Origin of the sequence: Ningiella ruwaisensis, from assembly GCF_004798935.1 — a bacterium.
GTDB classification, from domain to species: domain Bacteria; phylum Pseudomonadota; class Gammaproteobacteria; order Enterobacterales; family Alteromonadaceae; genus Glaciecola; species Glaciecola ruwaisensis.
The window spans coordinates 349,961-370,005 of record NZ_RAHT01000005.1; the positions used below are offsets into that span (position 1 = coordinate 349,961).

Genomic DNA, 20,045 nt, shown 5'->3' on the forward strand with positions numbered 1-20,045 from the left:
CTTTTTATAATTTTTGATTCTTCAGTCTCCATGCAGCATTCACAACCGGTAATTGCAGAAATGTTGCAAGCATTAGACGCTAAGTTGAGTGGCAAAGAAAAAATTACTCAAAATGTGAAGTATCTTAGTTTTCGAGAGAAATTAGTCGGCGAAAAAACAAGCACTTTGGGTTTGATAAGCCAAGAACTTACAAACGCAATTCTGCTTGACTCAACAGAAAATATTTTGCCAGTACTTGAATCCATCGCCAGCACAAATGAATTAAATGACGCTATGGTGCTCGTATTTACCGACGGTCGAAACCTCGAACTAAATAATTCCGATACACAGAACCTGATGGATAACCTTCTTGCCAGACGTTCAGAATTTCACTTTTTTGGGCCAGTAAATGTTTGGTGTGATGAAAAGCAAGCAGTTGCATTTAGCGGTGATTCCCAAATTCTATCAAAGGATGGAACCATGTCAGCTTGCAATGAATTTCAGCAGTCGAATTTCATTAATGATGTTGGGCAGGTCAACGTAGACAAATTATTAAAATTGGCATTGATGACTGGCGGCTTAATCTGGCCGATAGAGAACTTTGCCAGCAAGGGAAGAGACGCGCCAAATGCCATGCAAGACCTAATAGAAGTGACCTCTGATAAATTATCAGAAATACTCCTGTTAAAAGGTGAAAAACTGTTATCCGCAATCATAAACTATCCAAAAAATGCAGTTGTAGGGCAAACCGTCTACTTTGAAATAAAAGATAGTTTTCACGTTCAAGGAGTTGGTGAGGTGACTAGTTGGCGATGGGATTTTGACAACGATGGGCAATTTGAAGATGCCGGCAAATTCGTAAGTACAAGCTTTGATGAGAGCGGAACGTTTGTAATCAGTTTGGAGCTAGCGAATGACGATAATCCTGCGGTTGTTCGTGTGTTGGAATTGCCTGTTAGGGTAAGTGAATAGTGAGTGTTGGGAGATCCCCTCTTTCGAGGGGATGACGATGCTTGTTTGGGAGTTCCCCTCTTTCGAGGGGATGACGATGCTTGTTTGGGCGTTCCCCTCTTTCGAGGGGATGACGATGTTTATTTGGGAGTTCCCCTCTTTCGAGGGGATGACGATGTTTATTTGGGAGTTCCCCTCTTTCGAGGGGATGACGATGTTTATTTGGGAGTTCCCCTCTTTCGAGGGGATGACGATTCGGCTTAGGGATGACGACTTGGTCGAAGGGTGTCGACTTGGTTCCCCTAAAGCGCCTCGATTTGCTGTTGCTGCTCCTGTAATTTCTTTAATTGCATTTGTGCATCTTCAAGTTTTGCTTTTTCCTTATCAATGACTTCGCTCGGAGCTTTGCTCACAAAGTTCTGGTTATTCAATTTTCCCTCTGTGCGAGCGAGTTCTTTTTCGAGTTTTTCTGCCGCTTTCGCCAGTCTTGCCAGCTCTGCTTCTTTATCAATCAGCCCAGCCATTGGGATCAGAATCTCCATTTCGCCAACTAGGGCAGTGGCGCTAGCTGGCGCTGTTGATTCCTCATCAAGTATGTCGATTGACTCGAGCTTGGCCAGCATAAGCAAGTATTCCTGAGTATTGCGTAAACGCGTTTTATCTTGCTCACTGAGGTTGTTTAAAAGCACAGGTAGTCGCTTAGATGGCGCAATGTCCATTTCGCCTCTGATATTGCGAATACCAATAACAAAAGCTTTAACCCACTCTATGTCTGCTTCGGCCTGCTCGTCGATGACACTTGTCTCAAACTGAGGGAAAACATCCACCATAATGCTTGCTGCGTCAGTAAAGTTCGCAGAAAGTGGCTTAACTCGCTGCCAGATTTCGTCGCTAATAAACGGCATGATTGGATGTAAAACACGCATTAACTGCTCAAGCACATTTATGAGCGTGTGGCGCGTGCCGCGCTTTTCCGCATCATTTGCGCTATCGCTATTTAAAATGGGCTTGCTAAGCTCTAAATACCAGTCACAGAACTGATTCCACGTAAATTCGTAAAGCGTCTGAGCGGCCAAATCAAAGCGGTAATCTGCAAGATGACTTTCAAATTGTGCGACGGCGCGCTCAAAACGCGACCATATCCAGCGGTCGAAAGGGCTTAATATTCGCTCTCCACCGGCATTGCCAGTATCAAAATCTTCTGTATTCATAAGAACAAACCGCGTCGCGTTCCAAATTTTATTACAAAAGTTTCGATAACCTTCCACTCGACTCATATCAAAGTTAATGTCTCGGCTGGTCGATGCCATCGCCGCAAAGGTAAAGCGCAGTGCATCTGTACCGTAAGCGTTAATCCCTTCCGGAAATTGTTTGCGAGTTTGTTTGGTGATTTTATCAGCCAGTTGAGGCTGCATCATTCCGGTAGTTCGCTTTTCAATCAGGGCGTCAAGTCCAATGCCATCAATTAGGTCAATGGGGTCGAGTACGTTTCCTTTTGATTTAGACATTTTATCGCCATTCTCATCACGAATGAGACCGGTAATATAAATCTCTTTGAACGGAATTTTGCCAGTGAATTTTTTGGTCATCATGATCATTCTGGCAACCCAAAAGAAAATAATGTCAAAGCCCGTAACCAGCACTGAACTGGGCACAAAAGTCTCTAACTCTGGAGTTTCTTTTGGCCAGCCCATGGTAGCGAAAGGCCATAATGCAGATGAAAACCAGGTATCCAGTACGTCTTCATCTTGCTTAAGTGGCAAATCGTCACTTAAAGCGTACTTTTCTCGAACCTGCTGCTCTGACTTACCAACATAAACTTTGCCATTTTCATCAAACCAGGCCGGAATACGATGCCCCCACCAAAGTTGTCTTGAAATACACCAGTCTTGAATATTATGCATCCACTGAAAGTAGGTTTTATTCCAATTTTCAGGAACAAAGCGAATTTCACCAGATTCAACCGCATCGATGGCAGGTTTTGCCAGACTCTCAACAGCAACATACCATTGATTTGTGAGATAAGGTTCGATAACGACACCGGTTCTATCGCCACGAGGAACTTTTAATTTGTGAGGCTTTATATCAACCAGCAAATCCAAGGCTTTTAAATCTTCAACGATGCGTTCTCTTGCTTCAAATCGATCTAAACCGCGATAAGCTTCTGGTGCATCGTCATTGATTTTAGCGTCATCAGTAAAGACGTTTATCATAGGCAAATTATGACGTTTACCCATATCGTAGTCGTTAAAATCATGAGCGGGAGTTATTTTAACGCAGCCGGTTCCAAATTCAGGGTCAACGTAATCATCTGCAATGATGGGAATTTGTCGCTGAGAAAGCGGAAGAGTAATTGTCTTTCCAATGATGTCCTGATATCGCTCATCCTCTGGATGGACCGCGACAGCCGTATCGCCTAACATTGTTTCAGGCCGCGTTGTGGCTACAACAATTGCCCCTGAACCGTCCGACAAGGGATAGCGCATATGCCACATATGACCATCCTCTTCTTCGTTTACCACTTCCAGATCAGACACTGCTGTAAGTAATACTGGGTCCCAGTTCACCAAGCGTTTTCCACGATAGATTAAACCTTCATCGTATAACTGCACAAAGACCTCTTGCACGGCTTCAGACAAGTTCTCATCCATAGTAAACACTTCCCGCTCCCAGTCGGGTGATGTTCCTAAGCGTCGCATTTGCTGAGTAATATTACCGCCAGATTCCTCTTTCCATTCCCAAATTCGTTCAACGAATTTATCTCGGCCCAGGTCATGACGTGTCTGTCCTTTTGCATTGAGCTGACGCTCAACGACCATTTGTGTGGCAATGCCAGCGTGGTCAGTTCCACACTGCCAGAGAGTGTTGTCACCTTTCATTCTGTGGTAACGAATCAATGCATCCATAATCGTATGCTGAAATGCATGCCCCATGTGCAAACTACCCGTCACATTGGGAGGTGGAAGAAGTATGCAGTAGGGCTCTCCATGACCTGAGGGGCGAAACATACCTTTGTTTTCCCAATGCTGATAGCAAGCTTGTTCGATCTGACTGGGGTTAAATGTTTTTTCCATTAAAAAATCTCGTGTTCATTCTTGACAGAAAACCAGTAAAAACGTTCTCTGTTTCATTAATCTACTCTATTGATGTATCAACCTGTCTTTTAACAGCCTATCGCTTGGCAAACTTAAGTGTCAGCGCGGTTAAACACCATATCGCATCCTGCCTGCTTATATTGCTTATAACGCTCTCGGGCAGCTTCCTTTTCTATCTCAACGCTTGGTACAAAATCGATGATGTGTTGAAAGGCAGCGAATTGCGCAAGAAAGCTAAGCGATAAATTGATAACCAACTTTTTATTTCGAATGGGTGAGGTTTTGATAGCCTCTAACCATGTAATATCAACCGGTGTGCCGTTTGCAGGGCCCTCGCCGCTTAAGTTATGTGCAATAAAATGTTCAGCTGGTTGCTGCCATATAAACTCATCAAGCGCTTCTGCCTGCGCTTTTGTTTCACATAATAGCGTCATGTACTGGCCTTGCTTATAATGAGTGAGAATTAACTCACTCACATGCTCCACAAGTGCTTCTGGACTGTCTTGAGATTGCGAAGGCAGTTCGTAAAATGAAACTCGCATCAGCCACTTTCCTGCTTAATAAAACCGTGATTATTCATCAATAGCGATATTGGCTTTGTTCATTAAATACTGCGATAGCATGGGAACAGGACGGCCTGTTGCGCCTTTTCTCGCGCCACCTACCCAAGCTGTGCCCGCAATGTCCAAATGCGCCCAATTGTATTTTTTTGTAAAGCGAGAGAGAAAACACGCTGCTGTGATAGTTCCCGCAGGTCTGCCGCCAATGTTCGCCATATCTGCGAAAGGGCTTTCAATCTGTTCCTGATATTCATCCCAAAGCGGCAAACGCCAAGCTTTGTCAGCACTTTGCTCCGAAGCATTGATAATTTCGTGAGCAAGGGGATTGTGCGAACTCAATACAGCGGTAGCATGCTTCCCTAACGCAATAACACACGCACCGGTGAGGGTTGCGACATCAATTACCGCCTCAGGCTCGAAGCGTTCGACATACGTGAGTGCATCACATAGCACCAAGCGCCCTTCTGCGTCGGTATTTAGCACTTCTACTGTTTGCCCCGACATTGTCGTTAAAATATCGCCAGGGCGATAGGCATTGGCGTCAGGCATATTTTCGCAACCAGCCAATACACCGATGATATTAAGGGGCAAGTTAAGAGCAGCAACAGTGTGCATCAAACCAAGCACCCCTGCCGCGCCACCCATGTCGTATTTCATCTCATCCATTGCTTCACTTGGCTTTATGGATATACCACCAGAATCAAAGGTAAGTCCTTTACCAACAATGACAATAGGTGCCTGATCTTTTGCAGCACCTTGATGCTTGATGACCGACATAATGGATTCATTTGCGGAGCCGCGCCCTACAGCGAGATAGGAATGCATACCCAACTCCTCCATTTGCGCTTCTCCAATGGTATCAAGCGATAACGTATCGTATTGCGATACAAGCTCAGCAGCTTGTTCATTCAGATATTTCGGGTTGCAAATATTGGGCGGCATATTCGCCACATCTTTCGCAACCTTGACACCTGCGCTGATTGCCTGCGCATGCTCTATAGCGCGTTCACCCAAAGCCAATTCACGACGGGTAGGCACATTAAACACCATCTTGCGCAGTGGTCTGCGTGGCTCACCCTTTTTTGTTTTAAGCTGAAGAAAGGTATATACAGAGTCATTTGCCGCCTCAACTGCCTGACGGACTTTCCAATATGTATCGCGGCCTTTGACGTGCAGTTCGGTTAAAAAGCTAACAGCCTCCATCGACCCTGTTTCATTAAGCGTTTGAATCGTTTTTGCGACGATTTGTTTGTACTGACGTTCGTTCAGCTCTCGCTCTTTACCACAACCTACTAGCAGCACGCGTTCACTGAGGACATTTGGCACATGGTGAAGCAAAAGCATTTGGCCCGCTTTGCCTTCTAAATCTCCTCTGCGAATAAGGTTGCTGATATACCCTTCGCTGATCTCGTCTAGCTGTTCGGCAACAGGCGTTAAGCGCCTCGGTTCAAATACACCTACCACAATACAAGCACTGCGCTGTTTTTCAGGACTACCGCTTTTTACACCAAATTCCATGAGGACCTCATTTTATGCTGATCGCCTATCTATTCTGTCGTTTGCAAGCTAAAACTCAGAGCGAATAATTAAATCGCTAAGAAGGGCCACTTAATGCCTATCAGCTTACGTTTTTTGTATGTTACACTTTATCAAAGATTATCTTGTTAATATACAAAAGTGCAATAAATGACAAGTTTACTTAAATATTGTTGCCTTTCCACCAAAAATGACTATTTCGTGAAAAAAGAAAACGGCCCAAATGCTTATTTTTAAATATCTCCTGCGCGAAACATTTAAATCACAAATCGCCGTATTTTTCATCTTAATGTCTATTTTTATTACGCTTCGCTTTGTGCGCGTTCTGGGAGACGCTACCGACGGCAATGTGCCAGCAGAACTGGTGCTAGGATTTATTACCTTATACAGCCCGGTATTAGCATCTCTTGTATTACCCATCAGCCTGTTTTTAGGTGTTATGCTCGCGCACGGAAGAATGTATGTTGAAAGTGAAATGACTGTACTGCGCGCTTGCGGCGTAAGTGAATGGTATGTCACACGCATTACTCTCATCTTTTCTTTATTTATCGCGGCTATTACAGCGCTGGTCACCCTCTATTTAGCGCCTCTTGCACTGGAAAAAGAGTATCAGCTTAAAGAAGACGCCGCGGCAAATTCTGGCATTGCTGCAGTTGTGCCAGGCCGCTTTCAACAAACTGACGACAACAGGGCCGTTATTTTTGTGCACGATACAGACGGCGAGTCTGAAGCGCTTCAAAAGGTGTTTCTTTCTCAACGTTCTAATAATGAAGAAGATGTACATATTATTTATGCAAAAGAAGGGCGCATCAATGCCAGTGCCTTTGGTGAACAAACGCTTGTTTTATCGAATGGTAAACAGTACAACGGCACTAAACAGGAAACCGATTATCAGATTGTGACTTTCGACGAGTACAGCGTCACGATCACGCCACCAAATCGTGAAAGTGAAAGCAGAAAACTGGTTGCGGTTCCTACGTCAGAGTTATGGGAGATGGACACCATTGAAGCCTCAGCTGAGTTGCAATGGCGGATTGCCATTCCTTTATCCTTACCATTTTTAGTGTTGATTGCAGTTCCCATGAGCGCTGTCGACCCACGACAAGGTCGTTTTGGTAAAATGTTCCCGGCGCTTTTGCTGTATTTAGGCTATTTTTTGTTATTGCTCGCCTCCCGAAGAATTATGGAAGATGGCAAGCTACCGAGCTTTTTGGGTTTATGGTGGGTGCATGTGGTTATGCTGATTGTAGGCATAGGTTTGATTGCCAGAGACAGAAAAACAGGCGCGATTATTCGCCAACTGTTTTTAGGAAACAAAGCGGAGCAAAATAATGTTTCGCCTTCTTGATTTTTATATTGCCCGCACATTATTAAGCACAGTAGCGGTGACATTATCGGTGTTAGTGGGATTGAGTGCGCTGATAAAATTCGTGGAGCAATTACGACGAATCGGGCAAGGTGACTACGACATGACAGTTGCTGCACTTTATGTATTTTTAAGTCTGCCTCGTGAAGTCGAGTTATTTTTACCCATGGCAACGCTTTTAGGTGGTTTAATAGGCATGGGACTCTTAGCACAAAGCAGCGAATTAGTAGTGATGCAGGCATCAGGCCTGAGCCGCACGAATATTACAATGTCGGCCATGAAGTCTGTCGTCATTGTCATTTTACTGATGATGGCCGTGGGGGAATTTATTACCCCTCAAAGTGAAACCAAAGCAAAAGAGCTGCGCACCGAAGCCCTGTCGGGAGGCAGTCTTTTGGCGTCGGGCAGCGTTACATGGGCGAAAGATGGAAATGACTTTGTCAGCATTTCACAAGTGATCGATCAAGACAGCTTGCAAGACATTGAAATATTTAAGTTTGATGATGAACTTAATTTGCGACAAATAATCATGGCAGGCTTTGCTGATTTTAACGGGGAAAACTGGTCGCTTACCAACATCAAACGCATTGAGTTTAACGACACTCAAATCGAAAATGAAGACCTCAAGCAATATATTTGGGAAAGCACGCTAACACCAGATAAGCTTGGCATTGTGGCGGTCAAGCCTGAAGCGCTTTCTATTCGTGGATTAATCGACTATGTGGCCTATTTGGAAAATAATGGTCAGGATCCCGCTCGATATCAATTAGCACTTTGGCGCAAAATTTTTCAGCCATTGTCAGTGGCAGTCATGTTATTGCTAGCGATGTCTTTCATATTCGGCCCTTTAAGAAGTGTCACTATGGGCGCTCGCACAATTATGGGTGTGATCGCTGGCTTTTCTTTCTTTATCAGCAATGAAATTTTTGGTCAGGCAAGCTTGGTGTTTCAACTCACGCCCGTGCTTGGCGCCTTATTACCTTCACTGGTGTTTGCCGCGCTAGCGGCTTACTTATTAAAACGGCAATAATTTATTGGTAGGAAAATCACCAAGCTCTATGGTGATTTTCTTCCTTGCTTAGCACCAGCACCTCAGTTTGTGTGAGCCTGTCTTGCAGCGCTAATTTATTCTTAAAATCAATTAAAACCAATAAGGTTCCCAGTCCACACAGAGAACTTATTAATCGTATAAAAAGACGCTTGTAACCCACTTCATCGTTTTCGCGAAGATTAAAAATACGGATGCGCCAGGCACGCATTCCAAGCGTTTGACCTCCGTGTTTCCAAAACCATAAAAAGAATACGCTTACCCAGATCAGCACCCATATTTGGACAATTAAAGTATAAATAACGCTTTGTTGAATAAATTCATTAAAATGCTCAAATCCTTGATTGGGGATAATTCCTTGCGCAAAAAGGGCGGTCAATACACCTATAATTACCAGCGCAGACAGCATACCAATCGCCACAGCAATAAGGCCATCGTAGACCATGGCTGCCAAGCGTCTAAAAAATCCAGCGCGTTTTTTTACATCTTCAGACATTTCAAGAATACCAGGAAAGTTTAAGCAAAATTATTACGGATCTGTTGATTAGATCGTTTTAGAATATCGAGGTTTAATGCCAATTCAAAATCATTAAGAGTTAAGTTTAGCATTAAAATCTCCCCCTTAGAAAAGCAATGGCGTATAACTTGAGCAATTAACACATCTTGATGTAAATAACACTTGATAGTACAAAACAGATAGCTATAATGCCCAACACTTCGAAAGAAGCCGTCATTTCAAAGCCAGAGTGGCGAAATTGGTAGACGCAGCGGATTCAAAATCCGCCGGTGGCAACACTGTGCCGGTTCAAGTCCGGCCTCTGGTACCAACCCTTTTCGGGTTGTCTGATTCAAACGTTTAACCTCAATAATTTATCGAAAGCTCATAACCTGCATATTTACGCATGTTGATAACGCGATCGTCATTCAAGATCCAATATTGCCCTTTGATACCAAGCAGCTGCCCTTCAAAGTTTGGGGTTTTGTCTAAGTTTATAGACTTGATTTTACTTGGATATTTATTAACCGGATAAGTAATGTCAACAGGCGATGCATCTAAATCTGAAATGGCTTGCAGACCATATTCCTGCTTTAAGGCATCAAGCTCGGGTTTCGCTTTCTCTAGCAGGCTATCTCTAAGCTCGAGTAAATCTACTTCCTGAATATCGCCTTTTAACATGGTTCGCCAGTTGGTTTTATCGCTGATATGTTTTGCTAAAACAATTTCAACCAAGCCACTTAGTTTTCGCTCGCTGACTCTAAAAATCGGCAGTGCTTGCGATGCCCCTTGATCAATCCATCTTGAAGACACGCCATCGCTATCGTGGCGGGTGATCCCTACTTTTGCCGCTCCCGTGTTTGCCAAATAAACAAAATGTGACTGCAAACAGTTTTCCTCTCCCCACTCTGGCTCTCTGCAGGTTCCCTCGTGGTAATGACATAATTCAGGTTTAATTATGCACGAATCACAGCGCGCAAGGCGCATCAAACACGGGTAACAATAGCCTTGATTAAAGCTTTTTTTTGTATCGCGCGCGCAGGCCACACATTGAATTTTACCTGTGTGATTTACCTTAACTGAGCGACCGATTAACGCGTTTACGTCTATAGTTTCGTCGCCTATGGGAAGCAGATATTGCGCTTGATTATTCGGATCTGTAGTGACCCGCATTTTTCTTATTATTCCTGTGTGCACAAGGTCTCTCTTTTACATGATTACGCGAAAGGACGAGAGTCTAACAAACCTTGATTAATTTAGGCATTGTTAGCTTATAAAAATGTCCTCTCCTAAAAATTGAATCAACAAGAGTATGACGAAAATCCTTTTACATGGCTAGAACGATATAACTCTGACCCAGCATCAATATTTTTGATAATTATCAATTTTTTTCGAACAGTTTGATGTCCTTAAAAGGCATTCCCTGATTTTTAATTTGTTAACATCAGGTTACTTTATCGATTAAGAGGTTGTTACATGAAATTAATCGATTCAAAAATTCAATATTTACGGGAAGAAGTCGCATCCCTTGCAGAACATTGCCAGTCTTTAGGCGATGAGAAAACACGACAACTACTTTTAGAAGTGGATGAACTGCTCGAAATTACTCACTCAACATTTTTAGGAAAGGCCTTAAACAACATTACTCATTTAGGCCAGCAAAAAAGTCAAAAACATTAGTTCAATCTCAACTAAGGCTTAGTTATGTGCGTTACATATAACCATAATATGTACAAAGTAGGCACAGGGCTGAATCTGATGTTATAGTAAAAAATATGCTAACTCCCTGTGCTCAAATATCTTTTGAGCCAGTTTATTGACTGCAAATATGACGATAAGACGTGCAAAAAGACTAACGCTTAAAGAAGTCGCTCAACGTATTGGCGTTTCCACGGCGACTATTTCAAACGCTTTTAATCGCCCCTCTCAGCTTTCGCAAGAATTAAGAGAGGATATCCTACAATCTTGTAAAGAGATGGGTTACGCCGGTCCACATGCCGAGAGTCGACAACTACGCACTAGCAAAACTAAAGTCATTGCAGTAATGCTTTCCCATCAACTGAGCTACAGCTTTTCCGACCCCGTTGCGAATAAAGTCCTTCAGGGAATTTCTCAGGTATTTGACGAGCCCGAATACAATATATTGGTTGTACCATCAAGACGGGAGCTAAAGAGTCTCTCGGGTATTGAGTCTTTCGTTGAGGGATTCATCATCTACGGCCCGCCATCTCAAGACCGGCTCAATGAATTGCTGTACCACCGCAAAGCCATTTTGGCCATAGATTTTGAGCTTCAGAAAGGCATATCAATTAATATCAACAACCGAAAAGCCGCAAGAGAATGTGCCGATTTCGCGCTTAATCAGTGCAACGAGAATGTTGCGATATTGGGTTTGCGAATGGCGCATGAAAACACAACAGTAAATTTAAAAAACGCTAGCCTCTTTGACGAACGAAAAAGTATTATGGTGCAGCGACTACTTGGCTATTTAGATGCAGCGCAGGCAAAAAATATTCACATCGATGAAGAGAATATCTGGCATATTCCTGACAATACCCATTTTCTCGCCTATGAAACCGCTCGTTACGTGTTGAAACAGGAAAAGCGACCTCGCTTGTTATTATGCATGAGCGATCGCATTGCTTTAAGCGCAATAAAAGCCGCGCATGATTTAGGAATTCGTGTCCCTGAAGATTTAATGATTACAGGTTTTGATGGGATTGAAGAGGGTAAGCATGGACCAAATACATTAACGACTATAGAACAACCAAGTTTGGAAAAAGGACGTGTAGCAGCCGAGATCTTTTTAGGTCAGCGAGAAGAAAAAGACCTAATCCTTCATGCTCCACTCATAATCGGTAATTCTTGCCCAAAAATTACTTAATTTAAGTAAAAATTAAGTTAAATTAAGTCAGCTTTTAGATTTTTCCATTATGAAATTTGAGTAAAATCAGCGTTCAAATTAATCTAAGAAGTAGGTTTTAAATGTCAGATTGGTGGAAAGGCGCGGTTATTTATCAAATTTATCCTCGAAGCTTCAAAGATTCTTCGAATAACGGCGTTGGAGATTTACCCGGTATCACTGAAAAGCTCGAATATGTTCAGTCCTTGGGCGTAGATGCGATCTGGATATCCCCGTTTTTCAAGTCTCCTATGCACGATTTTGGGTATGACATTTCAGACTATCGCGCGGTTGACCCGTTATTTGGCGATTTAGATGATTTTAAATCTCTTCTCGACAAAGCGCATTCTCTTGGTCTTAAGGTAATTATCGACCAGGTTCTGAGTCACTGTTCGATTGAACATGACTGGTTTCAGCAGAGCAGACAGAATAAGTCTAACGCAAAAGCAGATTGGTTTGTTTGGGCTGACCCATCGGAAAATGGTGGACCACCAAATAATTGGCTGTCTTTTTTCGGAGGCAGTGCTTGGACTTATGATGATGCAAGAGGCCAGTATTACCTGCATAACTTCTTGAGTAACCAGCCTGATTTAAATTTTCATAATCCTGATGTTCAGCAGGCGCAGCTGGATAATTTAAAGTTCTGGTTGGACTTGGGCGTAGATGGCTTTCGATTAGATGTAGCCAACTTTTATTTTCACGACAAGGCATTGCGGGATAACCCTGTTTTTCCTGAAGGTGAACGCAGTACCGTGGGTGTTACTGATTCAAACCCGTATTCTCGCCAAGCGCATATTTACTCAATCACCCAAGCGGAAAACATTGAATTTATTAAAAAAATGCGGGCTTTGATGGACCTGTATCCGGGTACCACGACCATGGGTGAAATTAATGGCGAACACTCGCTGGAAATTATGGCTGAGTACACCCAAGGCGACGATCGTATGCACATGGCCTATACCTTCGATTTGCTTGGTGAGGACTGCACGAAAAACGCAATTGAATCCATCGCTGAAGAATTTAATCAAACGCTTAAAGATGGCTGGGCGTGTTGGGCATTGTGCAATCATGACGTTAAGCGCGTTGTGTCAAGATGGGGAGGTGACAACCCGTCTGCTGACTTCGCATTGGCAGCCAGTGCCATGCTGTTAAGTTTAAAAGGTAGCGTTTGCATGTATCAGGGCGAAGAATTGGGACTGCCGGAAGGTGATGTTGCATATGAAGATATTCAAGATCCTTACGGCAAGCCTTTCTGGCCGGAATATAAAGGACGAGATGGCTGCAGAACGCCGATGGTTTGGGACAGTACAGCGGATTTTGCCGGATTTTCTACAAGTAAGCCTTGGTTACCTGTCGATAAGCTTCAGACTCAAATGGCTGTTGATTTACAAAGCAATCACGACAACAGTACGTTAAACAAAACTCGCCGATTAATTAAATGGCGTAACCAGCAACCTGCTTTGCGGCAAGGTGAATTTACTCTGCTGGACTTACCTGGTGTACTTGCATGGTTGCGAACCTCCGAAGAACAGCAGGTGCTTGTGGTCATTAATCTATCGTCCGAGACGCATGAACTGACTTTGCCTTTTGCCCATGTCGCTAAAATGGGTCTGGAAGAGTTCTCATACACGCTTAACGAAAATCAATTGCAACTTCCACCCTACCAGGCATTTTTTGCAGATGTGGAATAAGAAATAAGTAAATATTAAGTTAATAATTTTGGTCGCGTTTCATCAATGTGCAAAAACTTCGGTTATGATGAGATGCCACAAAAAATAAGTCAGCCTTAAGGATTGACTGTAAACAATAAAAATAATGAGGACTACCTCGCATCGGAGTATGTTATGGGCACCATCAGCACTATTGATTTATTAGTCATTGCCGCTTATTTCTTGATCGTTTTAGTTATTGGTATTTGGGTAGGTTTAAAAACCAAGACAGGCGAAGATCTGTTTTTAGGTGGAAGGACACTTACTTGGGGAGTAATTGGTGCATCTTTGTTCGCATCCAATATTTCAAGTACGACTTTAATCGGTTTAACTGGGGCTGCATACACAACCGGTATCGCTAACTCAAACTACGAATGGTTGTCCGGCTTACCTCTGATCATTATGGCCGCGATTTTCATTCCGATATACTTGCGCGCAAAAATTACGACTGTTCCGGAATACTTGGAGCTACGCTACGATCACCGCTCGCGCAAAATCTTTTCGACCGTCACGATAGTAACGAGCGTTTTAGTTGATATGGCTGGTGGACTTTATGCAGGAGCGGTCGTTTTGCAAGTCTTTTTCCCTGAACTGCCGCTCTCGTATACATGTGTGGGCTTAGCCCTAATTGCAGGTTTTTACACGGCATTCGGTGGATTGAAAGCGGTTGCTTATACTGACACCTTGCAGGCAATTATCTTACTTTTAGGCTGTTCAATATTAACGTACATGCTGTTTGAACGGCTTGATTTCTCTTGGGATATGCTGCGAAGCTCAGTTCCTGATCAGCATTTATCGGTAATTCGCCCTAGTGATGACCCAACGCTGCCTTGGCTAGGTACACTTGTGGGCGTGCCACTTCTTGGATTCTGGTACTGGGTAACCAATCAGTACGTTACGCAACGAGTACTTGCTGCAAAAAATGTTCAACACGCGCGCTGGGGAGCGATGCTAGGTGGTTTCTTAAAAATACTTCCACTATTTATCATGGTATTGCCAGGCGCTATGGCCATTAGCATTATTCCCGGGATCGAAAATGGCGATATGGTCTTTCCAACACTGATTGCTGAGGTGTTACCCGTTGGGGTAGTAGGTATTGTGCTTGCAGGACTCATTTCTGCAATTATGTCCAGCGTCGATTCTACGCTTAACTCAGCCTCTACTTTGGTGGTTGTCGATTTTGTAAAGCCCGCAAGGCCAGGAATAGATGGAAGACAGGTCGCGAAAATCGGTCGAATTACCACTATTATTATCATGATAATCGCAGCCGTTTGGGCTCCTCAAATCGCTAATTTTGGCGGTTTATGGTTATACCTTCAACAAATGTTCGCGATCATTGTACCGCCAATCGCGACGCTATTTTTGGTGGGTGTTTTCTATAAGCGCGCAACTCCTAGCGCTGCCTTTTGGACATTGATTTTGGGTTTTGCCTTTGGAGTAGGATTATTCTTGGCACGTCAAAATCAGGTCATCGATCTTCATTTTGCGGTCGGAGTTGGCGTAATGTTTGTTGTATGTACCGTAATATTTGTGCTCATTTCAATATTTGGTCCGCAAGATCTTAATAAAGACGTATCAGAACTTGTGTTTGACAAGTCATTGATTGCCGAACAAAAGGGTACCAGTCTTATTGCTGACTACCGCCTTCATTCCGTTTTATTGCTTGCTGCAATGCTATGGGTACTATTTACTTTTTGGTAGAGAGGAGAAGTCATAACGTATGTTATTGCGACAAACTAACATCAAAAAATTGGCTGAACAACAATTTGACGTTCTGATTGTTGGAGCCGGTATTAACGGTGCCGTTGCAGCCGCAGCTCTGACTCGCAAAGGTGCGAAAGTCGCTTTAATTGATAAAGGCGACTTCGCAGGACATACCTCTTCAAACTCTTCAAATTTGGCTTGGGGCGGCATCAAATATTTAGAAAATCATGAGTATTTACTGGTGAATAAGCTGTGTAAAAGCCGAAATCACCTCATGCGAAGCTATCCATCAACGGTTAAAGAAATTCGCTTTTTAACAACCTTACAGAAAGGGTTTCGTTTCCCTGCCTGGTTTGTATTTATGGGGACCTTGCTATATTGGGTAATGGGGCGATTTTTTACTCAAAAGCCAAGCTTTTTGACCGCAGATAAAATCAAACAAACAGAGCCGGTTATTAACGTAAGTAATTCGCAGGGCGGCTTCGAGTATTCAGATGCATTCCTTTACGATAACGATGCTCGTTTTGTCTTTAATTTTGTTCGAAGCGCCATGGATAACGGCGCTATCGTCGCCAACTATCTTGGTGCGAAACAAAGCAAGCAAATCGACGGTATATGGTATACCGATGCTTACGATACGCAAAGTGAGCATCAATTTACAATCAAATCCAAGGCCATCATAAACGCATGCGGCCCTATGGTTGACCTCTTTAATAAAGAGAACCATCAGCAGACCGAGCATTCACATTTATTTTCTAAAGGCGTTCACCTTATTGTAAACAAGCTGACGAAAGTCGATAAAGTACTTGCGTTTTTTGCCTCAGACGGTCGATTATTTTTTGTTATCCCGATGGGACAAAAAACCTGTATTGGCACAACCGACAACCAAGTCAAAAACCCTCATACCAGCGTGACCGATGAAGATAGAAAATTTATTCTAGATAACGTCAATGCACTGCTTGACTTGGAGCGCCCATTGACTGAAGCAGATGTTATTTCTGAACGTTGCGGCGTGCGTCCTCTTGCGGTCAAAGGGGGCAAAGGCGAAGCAGACTGGGTACAACTGTCTCGCAAGCATGCGATTGATGTAAATTATGCAGAGAGTTATATGAGCATCTTCGGCGGCAAGCTTACCGACTGCATCAATGTGGGAGAAGAGGTTTGTGAGTATATCGAAAAAATGGGTATTCACTTATCTGATAGAGATAAAATCTGGTATGGAGAGTCTCCCGACGCAGTTAAAGCAGAATTTGAATATCGCGCAAAATTGCTGAAACTTGATGATATGACTCCAGAGTACTCGTCTGAGAAACTGACAACCAGACTATGGCGTCGCTATGATATACATGCATTGCAAATATTGGATGAAATTCAAAGAGACCCTAGCCAGGCTGAGCAGTTAATGAAAAATGCAGAATACCTGAGGGCTGAACTTCACTATGCTGCAAGGCGTGAGATGATCACTAAACTGGAAGATTTTCTGCGACGACGCTCAAAAATTGAGATGGTCTTGCGCAAAGAAGAAATTATTGATACGCCGGGAATTGTCGAAGCTTGCGAGATCCTTTTCGGGGAAAATGCCTACGAGAAAAAGCAGGAATATATTGAGCAAGCTCGCAAGACTCAATCAATCTGAATAAGCACAAGAAAGCTGCTATCGATTAGTCTGTAGACTTAAAGACAGCAGCATATCATCAAGTATATTGCTTAAATCGCTGAAGTTCTCATTATTAATGTAGATACTCATACTGGAACGTATGCTAATATCAGACCCATGTTGATCAGCAATAAATGTTTGCTCTAGCGCTTTCTGTACTCGCTCAAAAAAAGACTTGGCCGATTCCTCTTCTATATCTTTCAAACACAAAATAAACTGCTCAGGCGCTAATCGTCCTAGTATGTCATTATCCCGGGTTACCTGTTTTAGCGTACTAGCAATAGTTTGAAGAACAAAATCCCCTTTTGTTGACCCTACCTGGCGATTGACCTCTCTGAAGTTTCCAAGGTCAAATATGGCTATAGCGTTAGATTTGCCCGGACTGGGAAAATCGACTTTTGCAATTTCAGATATGGCAGTCTTACTATTTAGTAAATTGGTGACAGGGTCAATCGCCATTCGAGCAATATGACGCTTTCTTACCCAATATACTAACGCGACAAAAATCAATAAAAGTAATATAACTCCTGCGAATATAATTTGATTTTTACGCCTTTCGGCCGCCTCAATTTGATTTTCTAAAACGTAAATCTTGCCATAGAGATTCGCAATGCCTAGTACAGTCGAAAAGCCTTCGTAATTCTCTTTTACAACATCCAAAGCTTTAACGCTTTTTTCAAAAGCCTTGGAGGCGGCATCTAGATCACCTAAAGCAAAATATACTCTTACCAAAAATTTCTGAAAATCGTAATTAACGTCTTGCAGGTTTCTACGGGGCAGCTTGTTAAATTCGCTAATAAAGTTTTTCAGACACTCTGTGTCCTCGTTATATAAACACGGTACAGCGCTATACCATGTGTAAAGAAATGTGGTTAAACCACTATTTACTTGCTCGATTGAAGCCTTTAGTTTTGGAAGCGTTTCTACGAGCTCATCTATCTTTTCGGCTCTGTAGTAATAACCAGACAATGCATGGTAATACCAGTAATTTGTAAGATCCGTAGATACATCTTGATTAATTTTGTCAAACTCTTGTATGTAAAAAAACGCTTTCTCATGCTGACCAGTTGCAAGGAGAGAAGTAATCGCACTAATTAAAATAGACAGCTTGTTGCTACTGTTATAAACCTTGGATCCCATTTCATGAGCTTTTATAAATTGATCAGCCGCCATTACATGCTGCCCCATTCTGCCGAAAAACAAGCCAATATGATTATGCACATGGGCTAACAAAGCATAGTTATCACTTCTTGAGTATTTTTCAACGATACTAAAGAATGCAGCCAGCTTTTCTGCATCGCTCGAATATCCACTTTGCGGACAATAGGTAATTAAACTCAGTTCTGCAGATACTTCAATATCCTCAAAGCGTCCCTTAGCTAATTGGTATGCCTCAGAATAATAATCACATCGTTCATCTTGTTCCTGGACATCGTAAGTAAAGCCGAGTTGATAAACGGCGTATGCATAAAACCTATCTGATTTGTCAATAGAGTCATTCTCTAACAACGAATAGAGTGTATTTTGTGCTTGCGAAAATTGACCGTTACAGTTTTGATAGTGAGTTTCGATAGTCTTAAGCTTAAAGCGCTCTTCGGCCGTTACAGAATCATTTTCAAGTAAAGCTTGCACCTGGCCGCGGTATTCTGGTTGAGGGCAATCGTAGGTGAGTGTTTGTACATCGGTAAGCAAGGTTTTAACGTCAGCTACTGCACTCTTTGAAAAGCCTGCAATAAGTACAAACAATGAAATAAATGGGATTGCTATCGGTAAGTTCAAGTTGTTACCTTACTCTTTTTTTAAAACTAGTTTCAATTCAAAATTCTATAGAGAGAATGTTATCACTGAACGGAAAATTAACAAATGAAAAGCGAATGTTAATGTCAGTTTTTAACTCTGAGCATTGGCGAGTCTTTCAAACACAAACCTTTCAGCGTCGTCCATAAAACCGTCATCTGCCTGAGTTTGAGGCAATTCAGATAGGGACAAGTCAAGATTATCATCATATGCCTGCTTCAACGCTTCTAAAATGGATGGATGAATATAATATAACTTACAAACAGAAGGTGTGTTTCCGAGATAAGTTGCTACACTCTTTACCAGAGTTGGCACATATTTTTTTCGAGTGTTGCTATTTAGTTCCTTTATAACGCTTTTATGTTTTCTGGCCGCTTCACACGTTCCGTGCCAAGTTCTAAAGTCTTTTGCGGAAAATGCTGAACCCATCGTTCGACGAATATATTCGTTAATATCATCTGAGTCCAAGTCTTTCCATGTACCCTTCTCATAAAAGCGAAATAAGCTATAGCCAGGTAAATCAGCACATGTTTTTATAAGTTTTTCGAGTCTGGCATCGTCAATTTCAATTTGCCGTTCTACTTTATGCTTGCCAGTGAAATGTAATTGAACCTTATTATTTTGTTCTAAAACATGCTTACGTCTTAATGTAGTCAAACCATAAGTATCGTTTTCTTTGACGTACGCTTTATTTCCTACTCGTACTCCCGTCTTGTCTAATAACATAAGAGCGCTGGCGCATGCTTTTTCGTAGTCCCATTTTTCTCTTTTTAAATCGCTATGTATTTGCGCGCGGATAGCCTTTAATTGTTTGGCAAAATCATAAAGCTTAGCAAACTTCTTCTGTTGCTGTTGCAGATGCCAAAGTTCGTGATAAATGTATTGTTTTCTTTTTTTTAAATCATAACCGAATGCTTGAATGTGCGTATTATCTACTTCACTGATTAACACATCTTTCCACATTGGCGGGATAGTTAATTGCTTGATCCGTAATTTGGTTTGTTTGCAACTTATTCGTTGATTCTGGGCATTAAAATAAGAAAACCCGCGTCCGTAAGGTTTTCTTGAGATCGTCATGCGATCAGGCGTCGCCTCAATAAGTTGATCCATTTGTTTTTATAACTCCTTCAGCGCTCGCTTTACCTTATGCTTAAGATGATGCTGCCTGCTTTCAAAGGTTAATATATAGTTTTTACTTCAATATGGCCGAAAGAGATTGAACATTTAGATATGTCTTCATAAACC

16 protein-coding genes and 1 tRNA gene are annotated in these 20,045 nt (G+C 42.4%); 10 read left to right on the forward strand and 7 right to left on the reverse strand.

Annotation, left to right across the window (positions count from 1 at the left end; translation table 11 throughout):
* Window positions 1-30: 30 nt before the first annotated feature.
* Both D6V41_RS12550 and D6V41_RS12555 read left to right on the forward strand, forming a co-directional pair.
* Complete coding sequence (locus D6V41_RS12550; protein ID WP_136251865.1) at window positions 31-951, forward strand: PKD domain-containing protein; 921 nt, start codon at window positions 31-33, stop codon at window positions 949-951.
* Between the two features lie 3 nt (window positions 952-954).
* Complete coding sequence (locus D6V41_RS12555) at window positions 955-1,194, forward strand: hypothetical protein (RefSeq protein ID WP_136251866.1); 240 nt, start codon at window positions 955-957, stop codon at window positions 1,192-1,194.
* A 38-nt stretch (window positions 1,195-1,232) separates the two neighbouring features.
* On the opposite strand, the gene D6V41_RS12560 is transcribed toward D6V41_RS12555, so the two are convergent.
* From D6V41_RS12560 to pepA, 3 genes are all read right to left on the reverse strand, one after another.
* Complete coding sequence (locus D6V41_RS12560) at window positions 1,233-4,004, reverse strand: valine--tRNA ligase (RefSeq protein WP_136251867.1); 2,772 nt, start codon at window positions 4,002-4,004, stop codon at window positions 1,233-1,235.
* A gap of 113 nt (window positions 4,005-4,117) precedes the next feature.
* Complete coding sequence (locus D6V41_RS12565; RefSeq protein ID WP_136251868.1) at window positions 4,118-4,567, reverse strand: DNA polymerase III subunit chi; 450 nt, start codon at window positions 4,565-4,567, stop codon at window positions 4,118-4,120.
* 30 nt (window positions 4,568-4,597) lie between these two features.
* Window positions 4,598-6,103, reverse strand: a complete 1,506-nt coding sequence (gene pepA / locus D6V41_RS12570; protein ID WP_136251869.1) for a leucyl aminopeptidase — start codon at window positions 6,101-6,103, stop codon at window positions 4,598-4,600.
* Between the two features lie 241 nt (window positions 6,104-6,344).
* Here pepA and lptF point away from each other — a divergent pair, with 241 nt between their 5' ends.
* On the forward strand, window positions 6,345-7,469 hold the full coding sequence (lptF, locus tag D6V41_RS12575) for an LPS export ABC transporter permease LptF (RefSeq protein WP_136251870.1): 1,125 nt from the start codon (window positions 6,345-6,347) through the stop codon (window positions 7,467-7,469).
* Complete coding sequence (lptG, locus tag D6V41_RS12580; RefSeq protein WP_136251871.1) at window positions 7,453-8,517, forward strand: LPS export ABC transporter permease LptG; 1,065 nt, start codon at window positions 7,453-7,455, stop codon at window positions 8,515-8,517. The genes lptF and lptG overlap by 17 nt, the downstream gene beginning before the upstream one ends.
* A 16-nt stretch (window positions 8,518-8,533) precedes the next feature.
* Here the strand turns inward: lptG and D6V41_RS12585 are convergent, their stop codons facing one another.
* The gene (locus D6V41_RS12585; protein WP_136251872.1) at window positions 8,534-9,031 is read right to left on the reverse strand and encodes an RDD family protein; all 498 of its coding nucleotides are present in this window, start codon (window positions 9,029-9,031) and stop codon (window positions 8,534-8,536) included.
* Window positions 9,032-9,275: 244 nt separating this feature from the next.
* On the opposite strand from D6V41_RS12585, the gene D6V41_RS12590 reads away from it, so the two are divergent.
* A tRNA-Leu gene (locus tag D6V41_RS12590) sits at window positions 9,276-9,362 on the forward strand.
* A gap of 35 nt (window positions 9,363-9,397) precedes the next feature.
* Here the strand turns inward: D6V41_RS12590 and D6V41_RS12595 are convergent.
* Entirely contained in the window at window positions 9,398-10,204 is an 807-nt protein-coding gene (locus D6V41_RS12595) for a DUF2797 domain-containing protein (protein WP_136251873.1), read from the reverse strand.
* Window positions 10,205-10,507: 303 nt separating this feature from the next.
* On the opposite strand from D6V41_RS12595, the gene D6V41_RS12600 reads away from it, so the two are divergent.
* From D6V41_RS12600 to D6V41_RS12620, 5 genes are all read left to right on the forward strand, one after another.
* On the forward strand, window positions 10,508-10,711 hold the full coding sequence (locus D6V41_RS12600; protein ID WP_136251874.1) for a hypothetical protein: 204 nt from the start codon (window positions 10,508-10,510) through the stop codon (window positions 10,709-10,711).
* A gap of 148 nt (window positions 10,712-10,859) precedes the next feature.
* Window positions 10,860-11,915 carry a LacI family DNA-binding transcriptional regulator gene (locus tag D6V41_RS12605; RefSeq protein ID WP_136251875.1) on the forward strand — a complete coding sequence of 352 codons (1,056 nt, stop codon included), beginning with the start codon at window positions 10,860-10,862 and terminating at the stop codon, window positions 11,913-11,915.
* Window positions 11,916-12,016: 101 nt separating this feature from the next.
* Window positions 12,017-13,624: an alpha-glucosidase family protein gene (locus D6V41_RS12610; protein ID WP_136251876.1), complete on the forward strand. Its 1,608-nt coding sequence runs from the start codon at window positions 12,017-12,019 to the stop codon at window positions 13,622-13,624.
* 153 nt (window positions 13,625-13,777) lie between these two features.
* Window positions 13,778-15,343, forward strand: a complete 1,566-nt coding sequence (locus tag D6V41_RS12615) for a sodium:solute symporter (protein WP_136251877.1) — start codon at window positions 13,778-13,780, stop codon at window positions 15,341-15,343.
* 19 nt (window positions 15,344-15,362) lie between these two features.
* Complete coding sequence (locus tag D6V41_RS12620; RefSeq protein WP_136251878.1) at window positions 15,363-16,982, forward strand: glycerol-3-phosphate dehydrogenase/oxidase; 1,620 nt, start codon at window positions 15,363-15,365, stop codon at window positions 16,980-16,982.
* 18 nt (window positions 16,983-17,000) lie between these two features.
* Here the strand turns inward: D6V41_RS12620 and D6V41_RS12625 are convergent, their stop codons facing one another.
* Both D6V41_RS12625 and D6V41_RS12630 read right to left on the reverse strand, forming a co-directional pair.
* On the reverse strand, window positions 17,001-18,782 hold the full coding sequence (locus tag D6V41_RS12625; protein WP_136251879.1) for a GGDEF domain-containing protein: 1,782 nt from the start codon (window positions 18,780-18,782) through the stop codon (window positions 17,001-17,003).
* A gap of 111 nt (window positions 18,783-18,893) precedes the next feature.
* A complete protein-coding gene (locus D6V41_RS12630; RefSeq protein WP_136251880.1) occupies window positions 18,894-19,910 on the reverse strand; it encodes a DNA topoisomerase IB in 1,017 nt (338 codons plus the stop codon).
* Window positions 19,911-20,045 lie beyond the last annotated feature (135 nt).

Excerpts from the sequence above, each read along its gene's own strand:
- D6V41_RS12550 (WP_136251865.1), top strand. The coding sequence starts at position 31 with ATGCAGCATTCACAACCGGTAATTGCAGAAATGTTGCAAGCATTAGAC.
- D6V41_RS12560 (WP_136251867.1), bottom strand. The coding sequence starts at position 4,004 with ATGGAAAAAACATTTAACCCCAGTCAGATCGAACAAGCTTGCTATCAG.
- D6V41_RS12565 (WP_136251868.1), bottom strand. The coding sequence starts at position 4,567 with ATGCGAGTTTCATTTTACGAACTGCCTTCGCAATCTCAAGACAGTCCA.
- pepA (WP_136251869.1), bottom strand. The coding sequence starts at position 6,103 with ATGGAATTTGGTGTAAAAAGCGGTAGTCCTGAAAAACAGCGCAGTGCT.
- lptF (WP_136251870.1), top strand. The coding sequence starts at position 6,345 with ATGCTTATTTTTAAATATCTCCTGCGCGAAACATTTAAATCACAAATC.
- lptG (WP_136251871.1), top strand. The coding sequence starts at position 7,453 with ATGTTTCGCCTTCTTGATTTTTATATTGCCCGCACATTATTAAGCACA.
- D6V41_RS12585 (WP_136251872.1), bottom strand. The coding sequence starts at position 9,031 with ATGTCTGAAGATGTAAAAAAACGCGCTGGATTTTTTAGACGCTTGGCA.
- D6V41_RS12595 (WP_136251873.1), bottom strand. The coding sequence starts at position 10,204 with ATGCGGGTCACTACAGATCCGAATAATCAAGCGCAATATCTGCTTCCC.
- D6V41_RS12600 (WP_136251874.1), top strand. The coding sequence starts at position 10,508 with ATGAAATTAATCGATTCAAAAATTCAATATTTACGGGAAGAAGTCGCA.
- D6V41_RS12605 (WP_136251875.1), top strand. The coding sequence starts at position 10,860 with ATGACGATAAGACGTGCAAAAAGACTAACGCTTAAAGAAGTCGCTCAA.
- D6V41_RS12610 (WP_136251876.1), top strand. The coding sequence starts at position 12,017 with ATGTCAGATTGGTGGAAAGGCGCGGTTATTTATCAAATTTATCCTCGA.
- D6V41_RS12615 (WP_136251877.1), top strand. The coding sequence starts at position 13,778 with ATGGGCACCATCAGCACTATTGATTTATTAGTCATTGCCGCTTATTTC.
- D6V41_RS12620 (WP_136251878.1), top strand. The coding sequence starts at position 15,363 with ATGTTATTGCGACAAACTAACATCAAAAAATTGGCTGAACAACAATTT.
- D6V41_RS12630 (WP_136251880.1), bottom strand. The coding sequence starts at position 19,910 with ATGGATCAACTTATTGAGGCGACGCCTGATCGCATGACGATCTCAAGA.